At 71.4% G+C, this 13,710-nt stretch carries 12 protein-coding genes and 1 pseudogene; 5 read left to right on the plus strand and 8 right to left on the minus strand.

Features of this window, described 5'->3' with window-relative positions; all coding sequences use genetic code 11:
- Positions 1 to 554: 554 nt before the first annotated feature.
- Positions 555 to 920 (minus strand): annotated as a pseudogene (locus ACZ60X_RS37020) (IS110 family transposase); the annotation flags it as partial.
- A gap of 630 nt (positions 921 to 1,550) precedes the next feature.
- On the opposite strand from ACZ60X_RS37020, the gene ACZ60X_RS37025 reads away from it, so the two are divergent.
- Positions 1,551 to 2,003: a hypothetical protein gene (locus ACZ60X_RS37025; protein ID WP_469608402.1), complete on the plus strand. Its 453-nt coding sequence runs from the start codon at positions 1,551 to 1,553 to the stop codon at positions 2,001 to 2,003.
- Between the two features lie 325 nt (positions 2,004 to 2,328).
- Here ACZ60X_RS37025 and ACZ60X_RS37030 read toward each other — a convergent pair whose 3' ends face one another.
- Entirely contained in the window at positions 2,329 to 2,979 is a 651-nt protein-coding gene (locus ACZ60X_RS37030) for a response regulator transcription factor (RefSeq protein WP_469608405.1), read from the minus strand.
- Positions 2,967 to 4,211, minus strand: coding sequence for a sensor histidine kinase (locus tag ACZ60X_RS37035; RefSeq protein ID WP_469608407.1), 1,245 nt, complete (start codon positions 4,209 to 4,211; stop codon positions 2,967 to 2,969). The genes ACZ60X_RS37030 and ACZ60X_RS37035 overlap by 13 nt, the downstream gene beginning before the upstream one ends.
- 162 nt (positions 4,212 to 4,373) lie before the next feature.
- Here ACZ60X_RS37035 and ACZ60X_RS37040 point away from each other — a divergent pair, with 162 nt between their 5' ends.
- Positions 4,374 to 4,889, plus strand: coding sequence for a hypothetical protein (locus ACZ60X_RS37040; protein ID WP_469608409.1), 516 nt, complete (start codon positions 4,374 to 4,376; stop codon positions 4,887 to 4,889).
- Positions 4,890 to 4,942: 53 nt separating this feature from the next.
- Entirely contained in the window at positions 4,943 to 5,659 is a 717-nt protein-coding gene (locus tag ACZ60X_RS37045) for a class I SAM-dependent methyltransferase (protein ID WP_469608412.1), read from the plus strand.
- 254 nt (positions 5,660 to 5,913) lie between these two features.
- Here ACZ60X_RS37045 and ACZ60X_RS37050 read toward each other — a convergent pair whose 3' ends face one another.
- From ACZ60X_RS37050 to ACZ60X_RS37060, 3 genes are all read right to left on the minus strand, one after another.
- Complete coding sequence (locus tag ACZ60X_RS37050) at positions 5,914 to 6,333, minus strand: hypothetical protein (RefSeq protein WP_469608415.1); 420 nt, start codon at positions 6,331 to 6,333, stop codon at positions 5,914 to 5,916.
- A gap of 168 nt (positions 6,334 to 6,501) precedes the next feature.
- The gene (locus tag ACZ60X_RS37055; RefSeq protein WP_469608418.1) at positions 6,502 to 7,359 is read right to left on the minus strand and encodes an ABC transporter permease; all 858 of its coding nucleotides are present in this window, start codon (positions 7,357 to 7,359) and stop codon (positions 6,502 to 6,504) included.
- Positions 7,356 to 8,378: an ATP-binding cassette domain-containing protein gene (locus ACZ60X_RS37060; RefSeq protein WP_469608420.1), complete on the minus strand. Its 1,023-nt coding sequence runs from the start codon at positions 8,376 to 8,378 to the stop codon at positions 7,356 to 7,358. The genes ACZ60X_RS37055 and ACZ60X_RS37060 overlap by 4 nt, the downstream gene beginning before the upstream one ends.
- A 250-nt stretch (positions 8,379 to 8,628) precedes the next feature.
- Here ACZ60X_RS37060 and ACZ60X_RS37065 point away from each other — a divergent pair, with 250 nt between their 5' ends.
- A complete protein-coding gene (locus tag ACZ60X_RS37065) occupies positions 8,629 to 8,853 on the plus strand; it encodes a hypothetical protein (protein WP_469608424.1) in 225 nt (74 codons plus the stop codon).
- A gap of 703 nt (positions 8,854 to 9,556) precedes the next feature.
- Here the strand turns inward: ACZ60X_RS37065 and ACZ60X_RS37070 are convergent.
- Positions 9,557 to 10,975, minus strand: coding sequence for an MFS transporter (locus ACZ60X_RS37070; RefSeq protein WP_469608426.1), 1,419 nt, complete (start codon positions 10,973 to 10,975; stop codon positions 9,557 to 9,559).
- Positions 10,972 to 11,742 carry a class I SAM-dependent methyltransferase gene (locus ACZ60X_RS37075; RefSeq protein WP_469608429.1) on the minus strand — a complete coding sequence of 257 codons (771 nt, stop codon included), beginning with the start codon at positions 11,740 to 11,742 and terminating at the stop codon, positions 10,972 to 10,974. Before ACZ60X_RS37075 ends, ACZ60X_RS37070 begins: the two co-directional genes overlap by 4 nt.
- Before the next feature lie 313 nt (positions 11,743 to 12,055).
- Here ACZ60X_RS37075 and ACZ60X_RS37080 point away from each other — a divergent pair, with 313 nt between their 5' ends.
- Positions 12,056 to 13,693, plus strand: coding sequence for a sigma-70 family RNA polymerase sigma factor (locus ACZ60X_RS37080; protein WP_469608431.1), 1,638 nt, complete (start codon positions 12,056 to 12,058; stop codon positions 13,691 to 13,693).
- Positions 13,694 to 13,710 lie beyond the last annotated feature (17 nt).

Raw genomic sequence — 13,710 nt, forward strand, 5'->3', positions numbered from 1 at the left:
AGTTGGCAATACCGCTTTTCGGCGGTCATGACGACCGGAGGAGCCCACCCGGCTTGCGCAGTACGCCGACCGTCGGTAATCCCGGCTTGGCCGACTTGCCCGTATCATCGCCCGCTGCGAACACAAGCCGGTGCTGATGCACGTGGACATCAAGACACGGCACCCGCAGTTCGTGATCTGCCGTGCGTCTTCACTGATCAGTGCGGTGGGTGACCGCGGGCATGGGGATGGCCGGCCACGATCACGACCGTAAGTCACGACCATCAGGACGCGGCATCCGGCCTGCGCCCTGCGCCGCAGGCCGGCTTGCCGTCCGCCGCTGCGCGGCCTCACCCAGACCGGGCCCGAAGGAGCTGCGTGGTGTGGGGGAGTCGAGGACCGCGCAAGTGCGGCTGGTTGCCGAGTCGGTGGGTGTGAGCGTGCGTTCGGTCCGGCGCCGGCCGGCCCGGGCGGAACAGACGGCCAGTCCGCGGAAGCCTGAGCGCAGGCGGCCCCGGATCACCGAAGCAGCGCCACCACGGTGTCCACCACCGCACGGGCCCGCTCCACCTCCCGTGCATGTCGGTGCGCAGGATGTTCGCCAGGACGAGGGCGTCGCCGGGGTCGGACTTCTTACGCGAGACGGAGTGGCGGTCGCGGTAGCGTGCGGCGGCCATCGGGTCGATCGCGAACACCTTGCGCGTGCCGGTCCTCAGGACGGCCACCAGCAGGCCGCGGGAGGTCTCGATCGCGACCGGGATCGGGTTCTCAGCCGTGTCGCCGTACTCGGCGAGCAGTTCCAGCAGGATCTTGTAGCCGGCCATGTCGTCGGTGATGTGGCGCTCGGCCAGGAGCTGGCCGGTGTCGTCGACCAGGGCGACGCCATGGGTTCGTTCCGCCCAGTCGATTCCGCAGTAGATCGAGACTCCCTCCCCGGAGATCGGTATTTGCGCTGGTCACGAGTGCATCGGGCCACGCGAGCGACCTGATCCCAGGCCTCGACCGCAGCAGGGTCGGGCCGACACCTCACTAGCCGCTCGTGGCACCAGCGCACCCCACGGGCCCCGGTCTGCGCGGGAGCTCGCATGGCTCGGGCGTATCAAGGCATCTACCAGACGCTCCACGACATGAGCTGGACGCTCGTCACCGCCAGTTGACCTCACGGGCGAGGGCAGAGCAGTCCCCCGCCTCTTCCCACTCCCGATTCTGCGGTGGCAGGCTCTGCGTCTGCCACCCGCCGGAAGACTTACGGAGTATGCGACCGTGCCCTTGAAGAACTTCCTCACCCTGCGCCGCGTGGTCTGGGCTGGTGTCGTGGTGGCCGTGGTGGCAGCGGCCTGGGCCGGATGGAGGGGCTGGGACCGCTCGCGCCTCCATGACGACGTGGTGGGACCCGATGTCCTGATGAGCAGCCACGGGCGCACACTCACCACCAGGATGTTCTGGGGGACTGCGAGTACAAGCCGCACCTTGAGGCCCACGAGTCCGCTCACGTCGTCACGCTGGTGGCGAAGCGGAGATGGCACACCTCCCGGAGGTCCGCGGACGCGTGCGGATACGGAGGCGACGCGATGTTCAGCGTCACCCTCGACCACCCGGTGGGTGACAGGAAGATCATGGACGGGTTCGACGGCCAGCGCATCGTCCCCTTCGACGACGCACACTTCCCCTACCCTCGATACCTGCCCTCCGGCTACACCCCTGCGAAAGAGGACCTGAGGCGCCTCGGCAGCGGCACAGCCCTGCTGGACAACAAGGCTCGTACGCCCCAATGGACCACGTACTACCAACGGGGCCGGGGAGAGCAGGCCGGCGCCGTGGTCATCATGGCGGTCACCGGCGAGACCATGCCCACCGGTGGAAATCCGATGACCTTCAACGGTCATCCAGGCACGATCCAGGGGAACGGGACCCACGACTGGACGGCAGCGTGGACGCAGAGCGGGTACACCATCGCCGTCCATGCCGAGGACCAGTCGATGACCGACGCACAGTTCCTACGCATCGCGCGGAACGTCAGCTAGGTCTCGTCCGATGGGTAGGCTCCGCGCGACGAGCAGCGCGTTCTCGCCGCCCAACAACGCAGCCCACAGGCGACCTCGGCCGCTCCCGGCCAGTCCTCCCCGGCTCCGGCCGACTCCCCCACCCCCGCCCAACCCCGAAGACTGCGAATACACCAGCGCTGACCGGCCCCACCCATGCCATGGCCCTGCGCACGACGGCCACCACCTTCGACTCCCGGCGCGGCAAAGCCTGGTGAAGAGCACCTGTCCGAAGGTGCCGCATTCCTCACCAAATGGCGATCAGCACCGTTGTCGACTGGGCAGGGCATACGGGCAGGATCGCGTACTATGCGGTCGCAACGCCCAGGAAGCGCAACACCGCTAGGACGCGGCGGTGGTCGGCGTCGGCCTTGGGCAGGTCGAGTTTGGTGAAGATGCTGTTGATGTGCTTGGCGACAGCGCTCTCGCTCACGACCAGCTCGGCGGCGACGCCGGAGTTGGACCGGCCGCCCGCCATCAGCTCCAGCACCTCCCGCTCGCGCGGTGTCAGCCGGTCGAGCGGATCGCTGTGCCGGCGCACCAGCAGCTGCGCGACGACCTGCGGGTCGAGCGCGGTGCCGCCGGCCGCCACCCGGCGTACCGCCTCGGCGAACTCCTCGACGTCGGCGACGCGTTGCTTGAGCAGATAGCCGACGCCCGAGGTGTTGGCGGCGAGCAGATCGGCGGCGTACCGCTCCTCCACGTACTGCGACAGCAGGAGCACGGCGGTACGCGGGTACTGGCGGCGGATCACCAGCGCGGCGCGTACTCCCTCGTCGGTGAAGCTGGGCGGCATGCGCACGTCGACCACGGCGATGTCGGGCCGGTGCTCCTCGACGGCTGCCAGCAGCCCTTCTGCGTCGGCGACTTGCGCGCACATCTCGAAGCCGGCCGACTCCAGCACCTTGACCACGCCGATGCGCAGCAAGAGGGAATCCTCGGCGATCACGGCGCGCACGGCAGCTCCACGGTGATGACGGTCGGGCCCCCGGCGGGGCTGCGGCAGGAGAACGTGCCGTCGACGGACGCGACGCGCTTGGCGAGCCCGGCGAGCCCGGTGCCGCCGGCCGCCGCGAGATCCGCGCCGCCCGCTCCGTCGTCCGCGACGACCACCAGCAGTGTCTCCCCGATCCGCTCCACAGTCACGTCCGCCCGGGTCGCCTGGGCGTGTTTGACCACGTTCGTCAGGGCTTCGGAGACCACGAAGTAGGCGACGGCCTCGACCGTGGGTGACGGGCGCTGCGGCAGGTCCACCGCCACGCGCACCGGGATCGGGAGGCGGGCGGCGACCCCGGACAGCGCGGCGTCGAGACCGCGGTCCTCAAGGACGGCCGGATGCAGGCCGCGCACCAGGTTGTTCAGCTCGGCGATCGCCTCCTTCGCCTCGCGGTGCGCCTCGTCGATCACCTTGCGGGCGTCCTCCGGCAGGTCGCCGAGGGTGGCCCTGGCCAGGCCCAGGTTGACGGCGAGTGAGACGAGGCGCTGCTGTGCGCCGTCGTGCAGGTCGCGCTCGATCCGCCGCCGCTCGGCGTCGGCGGCGTCGAGCACGCCGGCCCGGCTCTCGGCGAGGTCGGCGACCCGGCGGGCCAGCTTCTCCGTGCGACTGGGGCCGAGCAGGACCTCGGCCGCCCGGATCTCCAGCCGCACCAGGGCGCCGGTCAGCCGGGGCCCGAGGAACAGCAGGGCGAGGCCGCCGGCGGTGATGTACGCGGCCTGCGTGGTGTGCCCGAGGTCGGTGACCCGCCACTGCGGGGGCAGCGCCCAGATCCACAGGTAGACGGAGGCGGCCACGAGAGCGGCGGCCCAGACGGCGAGGACGGCGAGGTCCAGCACGGCGAGCAGCGGACCCGCCACGGCGTGGTAGCAGACCTGCCGCCACAAGGCCCGGCCGGTCAGCCGGCGCACCGCCGACTTCCAGTCGCGTCCCGGCCCGGGTACGGCGGGGCGCGGGAGATCCTTGCCGACGAGCGCCCGGTAGCGCCGCCGCTGCCCGACGGTCAGCAGGGGTGTCACCACGAGCGTGAGCAGCACGGGCAGGGGAGTCACGGCCACCGCGCCGGGCGCGCGCACCAACGCCGCCATCGTGCCGAGCAGCCAGAGCCACAGTGGCACCACGCCGAGGTGGAGCGGCAGGCCGGCGGCGACGAGCGCGGTCCGGTGTCCCGCCCTGCGGAAAGGCTGGCCCAGCACCAGCTGCAGTCACGTCGTGAGTTGCATGCGTCAAACGGTAAAGCCGCAGGCCATCCCCGTGCCATGACACTCCCGCCCGGTTCGGGGGTGCACTTGTCTCCACCCCGGGTCGGAACCCTGCGTGACTGACGGCGCCCCGGTGTGCGGCGGAGGGTGGAGCACGTGAAGGGGAGAGCCGGCTGGGAGCGGAGGAAGACGATGCGTCAACTGGCCTTGTGCGATGAGGAAGTGGCCGGAGCCGAGGGCTTCGACCGCGCCGAGGTCATCCCGCTCCACGAAGAGGCGGAGGAGCCGCGCCCGGCGCGGGGCATGCGGCGGGCCGGGCTGCTGCTGGTCGCCTGCGGGCTCGCCCTGCTGCCGTGGCTGTACGTGCTGGCCACCGGCCTGCCGGCCACCGCGACCGCGGCGCACTGGCCGGTCGCCTGGGCCGGGCTCGACGCGCTGGAGGCGCTCGGCCTGATCGCCACCGGCCTCCTCGCCGCCCGCGGCGACCGGCGGCACGCCCTGGCAGCCGCCGCGACCGCGACGCTGCTTGTGGTGGACGCCTGGTTCGACACCACGACCGCGGCCCCGGGCGGCGACTTCGCCACCTCGGTCGCCATGGCGCTCGGCGCCGAGCTGCCGCTCGCCGCGCTGTGCGCCCGGCTGGCGCTGCGGACGCTGAGCCGGCCCGCCTGACGCCGACCGCCCGACTACGTACCACGGACCGAATCAATCCACCGGAGACCACCATGCACCGCATCACCACCGCCCCCGTCGCCCCGATCCCGGCCCGGACCCGCTGGGCGGTCGCCGCCGGCGTCGGCGCCGCGTTGGCCGCCGCCTGGTGGCTGGGCGACACAGCCCCCTATCCGTACGCCCAACGCGGCCTGCTCGACGTGCCGTTGCCGTTCCTGACAGCCGACCGGATGGACGCCGTACTGCAACCGCGACCGGGAGAGCGGATCCTGGAGATCGGCCCGGGGACCGGCCTGCAGACGCTGCATGTCGCCCCGCAGCTCGGGCCGGAGGGACGGCTCGATGTGCTCGACATCCAGCAGGAGATGCTCGACCACGTGATGTGCCGCGCCGAGCGCGACGGCCTGGCGACGATCACGCCCACCCGCTCGGACGCACGTGAACTGCCCTACGCCAACGGGACATTCGACGCCGTATACGCCGTGACCGCGCTCGGCGAGATCCCCGAGCCGGATCGGGTACTGCGCGAGGCGGCACGAGTGCTGGCACCAGGCGGGCGGTTGGTGATCGGCGAGTTCTTCGACCGGCACTGGATCCCCTTCGGCCGGCTGCACCGGCTCGCCGACGCCGCCGGCCTCCACCTGACCGAGCGCCGCGGCCCAAGCCCGGCATACCTCGCCCGCTTCCGACCCTGCAGAGCCGACGCGTCAGGCCACCAGAGCGAGCGCCTCGCCCACCGTGACCGGGACACCGACGACGGGCAAGCGTGAGCACCGCACGCAGGGACCGCGATCAGCGAGCTGAACAACCTGGCGCGCGGTAGGCCGCTCCAAGAGGCGAGCGGGCTCCGCACCATTCGCGGCCAGCCACGAAAACCGCGGCGCCCCACGGATCCAGTGCCGTCGGCCGCGGCGGCGGCTTCTTCCGCGGCTCCGGCCAGACCGAGTCCACGGCCTTCTTCACCGTCCGCCACGACACGTTGTACTTGCGCTCGAGCCCGCGCATCTTCATGCCAGCACGGTGATCACGCGCGGATCCGGCCCGACCTTCGGCATCTGCGGCATGACCAGGGCCTTTCACCAGGAGCACCTCGATGCTGCCCTGGCAAGTACCCCACTGCTGTCAAAACTCGGGGCCGGGTCGTCCCGGGCCGCATCGCGCGCCGGACGAGCCGGGCGGCCAGCAGCTTGCCCGCGCCGGGCTCGCCCAGCACATAGACGGCGCGCCGATCGTCCTGGGAGACGGCGTCCGCCAGCACGGTCGGGGCGATCAGCTCGTCGAAGATCCACCGGTGCTCGGTGTCCGACAGCCGGTGGTAGGCGACTCCGGGCGGCACCGCGGTGGGCTGCGCGGTGCGGCGGACCGGCTCGGACCAGGCGGCCGCCCGCTCGGTGTCGCGCTGCACCGCCAGACGCCGGTCCTTCTCGGCGAGTTCGGCATGCACACGCCGGTTGGTGCGCGCCAGTTCGCGGCGGAAGACGGCGGCCTCCGGCGCGGTCCACGGCCGCGCGGCTCAGCCCGCACCCCCGCTTATCGGGCCCCGGGCGTCCGCCGCGTCGCGCGCACGGCCGGGGCCTCGCCGTGTGCGGAGCGGGGTGCCGGGGCCGGGCCGTCAGGCGGTGGCCGAGCGGTACTTGCGCACGGCGAGGGTGCGGAAGACCGCGATGATCACTATCGAGTAGATCAGCGAGGCCCAGACGGGATGCTCCATGGGCCACGCGTGCGAGGTGGACCGCCCGGGGTTGGCGAAGAGCACGCGGCAGGCCTGCGCGGTGGCGCTGAAGGGGTTCCACTCGGCCACGTGCCGCAGCCACGGGGTCATGTGGGAGGGGTCCACGAAGGCGTTGGAGATGAACGTGACCGGGAAGAGCCAGATCAGGCCGCTGGACGTGGCCGCCTCCGGGGTGCGCACCGACATGCCGATCAGGGCGCCGATCCAGGTGAACGCGTAGCCGACCAGGAGCAGCAGCCCGAAGGCGGCGAGCACCTTGCCGACGTTGGTGTCACCGTCGGACCCGACCCGCCAGCCCACCAGCAGGGCGACCGCCGCGAGCACCACCAGCGTCACCGCCGTCTGCACCAGATCGGCCAGCGTACGCCCGGTCAGCACCGCCCCACGGGCCATCGGCAGGGACCGGAAGCGGTCGATGAGCCCCTTGTGCATGTCGTCGGCGATACCGGCGCCGGAGCTGGCGGTCGCGAAGGTGACCGTCTGCGCGAAGATGCCCGCCATCAGGAAGTTCTTGTAGTCGGCGGCGCTGGTGCTGCCGCCGATCTGCATGGAGCCGCCGAAGACGTAGGTGAACAGCACCACGAACATGATCGGTTGGATCAGCCCGTAGATGATCATCTCCGGGATCCTGGACATGCGGATCAGATTGCGTTTCGCGACGACCATCGAGTCGCGGACGGACCGGGCGAGGGGATTGCCGGGCGGGGTCACGCGCACGGCCTGGGTGGCGGTACTCATTTCACGGTCTCCTTGCCGTTCTCGGGCCGGCTCTCGACCGGTTCGCCGGTGTCCTGGCCGGCCGTCTCGGCCGTGTGTCCCGTCAGCGACAGGAAGACGTCGTCGAGGGTCGGGCGGCGCAGGCCGATGTCGTCTATCTCGATCCCGCGGGCGTCCAGCTCCCGGATGATCTCGGCGAGCAGCTTGGCGCCGCCGGTGACGGGGACCGTGAGCTTGCGGGTGTGCTCCTCGATGGTGGTCTCGCCGTTGCCGAGGCCGCGCACCCTGTACCTGCCGAGGAGGGCCGCGGCGGTCGCGATGTGTTCGCGCTCGTGCACCACGACCTCGACGCGCTCGCCGCCGGTGCGGGCCTTGAGCTGGTCGGAGGTGCCCTTGGCGATGACCCGGCCGTGGTCGACCACCGCGATGTCGTGCGCGAGGTGATCGGCCTCCTCCAGATACTGCGTGGTGAGCAGCAGCGTCGTACCGCCGGAGACGAGTTGCTTGATGACCTCCCACAGCTGCTGGCGGTTGCGCGGGTCGAGGCCGGTCGTCGGTTCGTCCATGAACATCACCGGCGGTGAGACGACCAGGGCCGCGGCGAGGTCGAGCCGACGGCGCATGCCTCCGGAGTAGGTCTTGGCGGGGCGGTCGGCGGCGTCCGCGAGATGGAACTGCTCCAGCAGCTCCGCCGCGCGTGCCTTGGCCGCCTTCGCGCGCATCTGGTAGAGCTGGCCGACCATCTGGAGGTTCTCCCGGCCGGTCAGATACTCGTCGACCGCCGCGAACTGGCCGGACAGGCCGATGGAGCGGCGCACGGCGTCGGGGTGCCTGAGCACGTCCACGCCCGCGACGACCGCCTTGCCGCTGTCGGGGCGCAGCAGGGTCGTCAGGCAACGCACGGTCGTCGTCTTGCCGGCGCCGTTCGGCCCGAGCAGGCCGAGGACCGTGCCCTCGGGCACATCGAGGTCGACGCCGTCCAGAGCCCTTACGTCGCCGAAGGTCTTCACCAGACCTTCGGCATAGATGGCGCCTGGCATGTCTGTCTCCACGTCGTCAGGAAAAGGGGCGTCCGGAGTTCCTGGAATCTGCAATCCTCCGGATGGGCTGGGTGCGCGCGCTGGGGCGCGCCCGGGCATCGCGTGGTGCGGTGCGGGCAGGCGGTCCGGCGGCCACACAACACACCATAACGCGATGTATCGCGTTTCTCAACGGATTTGCTCGAACGAGTGATCCAAAGGCCGGTCCCCGAAGGCGGGCGGGTCAGTGACCCGGAAAGCCGGTGGGTCAGTGACCAACAGAGCCCTCCTCGTGATCGTCCTGCACGAGAACGGCCGCTACCCCGACACGGCCATGTCGGTGGTGATCGGCGATCCGATCCCGTGCACCGCGGTTGCCGTCAACATCCAGCAACTGCGCCTGACCCGCTTCGAGGGCGCAAAGCTCCTCGGCGCCGTCGACGCCGCGGTCATGGCCAGGGTGGACCAAGCCCTGCGCGCCGTCCAGGACCTCTGAACTCGTGCCGTGCGGGTCCTGGACCGCCGTGGTTTGAGAACGATCAAGCTTCCCGGCTCTCGACCGCCGCGTCGACCCGTCCACGGTCGTCGGCACAGGGCGCGCCCCCGGTCGCGCGAGGCGTGAAGCCGGTCTCGCGCCACCTGTCACCCCTGGCCGCCGCCGAGTATGCGCAGCGCTCTCGGCGGGGGCCAGGTTCCACCATGCGAGCGCAGCGCACCGCACACCAGCATTTCCCTATAAGCGGTTAAAACGCACCTATTCCGGCGGATCGGGGCTTTGGGGCGAAAACGCGGGGGCCGTCGGCTGTCCCGTCGCGGTTGAGCTGGTTCGGAGGCAGGGCTGGGGCCTGCGAGGACCAGATCACACCTTCGCCTCCTCCTACACCGCGGCCGGGGCCGCCCGGCACCATCGAGCCGTACTGCCGGCGCAGCACGATCCGTCCGCCCGGAGCGCCCGGCCGACGCCGGCCGGGGACAACGCCTCGGTGTAGGGCACGGGCGCTCAGCCCAGTAGGGAAACGCGGTACGCGAAGGAGCAGGTCGCGTCGGCGAAACGCCCGCTCTCCACGCTCGTAACAGGCGCACGGCAGGTACGAGGACATCGCCCAGCCGCACGCTCTGGCGGCCTCGCAGACCCTGCCCACGAGCCTCCGCACGGACCCGCACGACCTCGGTGAGTCGTGGCCTGCAGCGCCCGACCCCTACCGCCTGTCCCGGTCAGACCCCTGGGCGGCCCCCCTCGCGGGCACACACCGCACGGCGAGGCCCGCCGCGGTCAGGTAGGCGAGGGCGCCCACGGCCATGGCGATGCGCAGTCCCGTGCCGAAATCGCCGCCTGTGGCGAGCAGGCTGCCGCCCAGGGCCACGCCGGTGGCGCTGCCGATCTGGCGGGTGGTGTTGAACAGGGCGGAGGCCGCACCCGAGTACGCCTGGGGCGCGGCCGCCATCACGGTGGCGGTCGAACCCGTGAGGGCGAACGAGGTGCCGAAGCCGGCCGCCATCATCGGAGCCACCAGCACCACATAGGCGGCATCAGCCCCAGCCGCAGCCCACACGGCCAGCCCCAGCCCCGCCAGCAGCATCCCGGAGACGACCAGCGGACGGTCTCCGGTGCGGCGGGACAGCCGCCCGGACAGAACAGAGGCGAACATGGTCATCGCCACCGCCGGGAACAGCGCCGCCCCGGTCCGCAGGGCACTGAACCCCCGTTGATGCTGGAAGTACAGGCTGGCGGTGAACACCATGCCGTAGAAGCCGAAGTTGAACAGCAGGCCGACGGCGGCTCCGCCGCTCATCGTGCGGGAGCACAACAGCGCCAGGGGCAGGGCCGGCGAGTGCGCCCACCGCTCGCGCACGACGAACGCGGCCGCGGCCGTGAGCGCCAGGGCCAGTCCGGCGAGGACGGCGGGATCGGACCAGCCGCGGCGGCCCGCCTCGTTGAGCGCGGCAGTGAGCAGAGCCACCGCCGCGACCACCGCGCACTGCGCCGGCCAGTCCAGAGCGCGGGCGAGGCGTCGCGGGGAGCGAGCGACGTGCCGCAGCGTGAGCAGCAGGCACGCCGTTCCGACCGGCAGGTTGATGAGGAAGACCCACCGCCAGCCCACCGTGGTGACGAGCAGCCCGCCCAGCAGCGGTCCGGCGGAGGCGGCGACTCCCGCCATCGCGCCCCACAGGCCGAAGGCCCGCGAGCGGTCCGCGGGCGCCGGAAAGGACTGCTGGAGCAGGGCGAGCGAACCGGGCACGATCAGTGCCGCGCCGAGCCCCTCCACCAGCCGGGCCCCCACCAGGGCGGAAGCGCTGGGGGCGAACGCGCACGCGGCCGACGCGAGCGTGAACACCACCACGCCGCAGCAGAAGACGAGTCGGTTGCCCAGCCGATCACCGAGCGCGCCACCGGTCATCAGGAGGCCGGCGAGGACCAGGGTGTACCCGTCGGTGATCCACTGGACACCGGTGAGCGAAGCCGACAGATCCCGGCCCACCACGGGCACGGCCACGTTGATGATCGTCACGTCCAGAATCACCATGAAGTACCCCGTGCACACCGCCAGCAGCGGTGCCGGGGAACGCCGTCCGGTCTCCACGGCCGGCTCGGCGGCGGGTACGGGCGCCCCGGTCACGACGGTGTCGCCGGTCTACGGCCCCAGGCGGTGAGCATGCCGGGGGACAGACCGGCGTACTCCGGCGCCTCCAGACACCGCTTCGCCTCGTCGATCCCGGCGTCGTCCACCAGGCCGGTGCCCACCATGGCGGCGCGCGCCCGGTCCCAGGTGTCGGCCCAGAACCGGCTGATGGGGCTGCCGGGCAGCAGGGGAGGCACATGGATCTCGGCGGCCACAGACTCCAGCCCGGCCGCGACCATCAGACCGGGACAGCCCGGCACCCAGGAGACATCGGTCCCGATCGTCGCCCGCAGACCGTGCCACATCGCCCGCATGGCCGTCGTGTACGGCGTCCGGGGTGCGTTCTCGGTCGTCAGGTCCACGGCGTCGCTGAGTACGAGGACGCCTCCGGGGACGAGCAGCGCGGCGAGTCGCTCCACCATCCGGGCGGGGGACGGCAGGTGCATCAGCACGAACCGGGCGTGGACGAGGTCGAAGAGCCCAGGGGCGAAGCAGGGGGAGGTGACGTCGGCCTCGAGAGGGATGAGTCCGGCGACGGGCTCGGCGGCGAGGAAACGGATGTCCCGGCCCATCGCGACGACCTCGGCCACGCCCGCCTTGCGCAGCAGCATCCGGGCCACCGTTCCGGTGCCCGCGCCCACGTCCAGACAGCGCATGCCGGGACCGGCGCCCAGCTGCCGAAGACGGGAGAACGTGGTGGCGTCGTAGACGAGCGCCCCGAGATCGATCCGTTCCGCCTCTCCCACGTCCTGGGGGCGGAACACACGCTCGCCGTAGAGCCCCGGCCCGACCTGTCCCCGCCGGAGCCGACCACCTTCTTCCCGTACCACTTCTCCATCCTGGCGGCCGGGGGTGCACCGTACACCTCGACACGGCCGCGCGGGCGCAGACAGGCGAAGCCAGCCGCCGTCCCGTTCATGAACGGCGGCCACGGAGACCAGGACGGTACGCGTCGCGGCAGGGGAGTCGGGACACCTTATTCAAACTCACTTCCGAGGAACTGTTATCCGAGAGGCGTCGAGTGATCTCCCAGGTATCGGACACAATCGTTCGGCCTCGAAGACAGGAAGCATGGGTATGAGCACGCAGGACGCGGTGGAGACGGCGATACTGGTCACGGCCGCCCGAGAGGGCGACACGCAAGCTCAGGACGCGCTGGTCAACGCGTATCTCCCGCTGGTCTACAACATCGTGGGCCGGGCTCTGAACGGCTCGGTGGATGTCGACGACGTGGTGCAGGAAACCATGCTGCGCGCCCTCGACGGACTGGGCGAACTGCGTACTCCCGAGCGCTTTCGCTCCTGGCTCGTGGCCATCGCGATGAACCAGGTCCGGGCGCACTGGCAGCACCGGCGCGCCGCGCCGGGCGCGATGGAGGAAGCCGAGGATCTGGCCGACCCGGGTGCTGACTTCGTCGACCTGACGGTCGTCCGACTCCAGCTTGCCGGACAGCGCCAGGAGACAGCGCGGGCCACGCGCTGGCTGGAGCCCGATGACCGGGGACTGTTGTCACTGTGGTGGCTGGAGTGTGCCGGGGAACTCACCCGGATCGAGGTGGCGGCGGCTTTGGAGCTGTCGCCCCAGCACACGGCGGTGCGGGTACAGCGGATGAAGGTTCAGCTCGAGGCCGCCCGCGTGGTCGTACGAGCGCTGGACGCACGACCGCGGTGCGAGGAACTCCGCACCGTACTGGAGCCATGGGACGGCAGGCCTTCGGCTCTGTGGCGCAAGCGAATAGCCCGGCACGCTCGCGGCTGCACCCTCTGCGGCGGCCTGTGGAGCGGACTGATGCCCGCGGAGGGCCTGCTGGCCGGTCTGGCCCTGGTCGCCGTGTCGACCGCCCTGACGGCCAAAATGTCCGCCTCCTCGGGGAGTTCGATCCCCGCAGGTGCGGCCGCACCGCTCGGAGCCGTCGGCGGCGACACCGGATCCGGCCCGCACCCGGCACGAGACGGTGTTCGGGGCACGACCGGCTCGCGACGCCAGTCCCGCCGGCGTCGGCGCATGCGGCGCCGGGCCGTCGGCGCCGCCGTCGCCGCGGCAGGCGTCGTCGGCGGTGGCCTCTGGTACATCGGTACGGATTCCGGCACCCGGCCCGACAGCGCGAGTGCCCAGCAGGGAGCGGCCGTACCCGCGCCGGACCTGACCACGCCCACTACCAGTGATGTGTCGCCGTCGGCCTCGCCCTCCCTGTCGCCGTCGCCGTCGAAACCTGGCACGACGCGACACGCGAAGGCGGAGAGCCGGGTCAGACAGAGCGGACCCACTGACCGGCAGCCCGCCCGGCCGGCTCCCGCCCCGACGCGCACCACGCAGACCCTGTCCCCCGCCACGGACGTCGCGGGCCAAGTGGTGGCGCTCGTCAACAAGGAACGGGCGACCGCCGGCTGCGGCCCCCTCACCGAGAATCCCCAACTGCAGCAGGCGGCCCAGGGGCACTCCGACGACATGGCCACCCGTCACTTCTTCGACCACACCAACCCGGACGGCGTGGACCCCGGCCAGCGCATCACCGCCGCCGGCTATCACTGGTCCACCTACGGCGAGAACATCGCACAAGGCCAGCAGACCGCCGCAGCCGTCATGGACTCCTGGATGAACAGTCCCGGTCACCGTGCGAACATCCTCAACTGCTCGTTCAAGGACATCGGCGTGGGCGTGCACAAAGGCACCGGCGGCCCGTGGTGGACGCAGGACTTCGGCGCCAAACTGTGAGAGGTCGTTCTCTTTCC

This window comes from Streptomyces sp. NPDC104106, assembly GCF_055584345.1.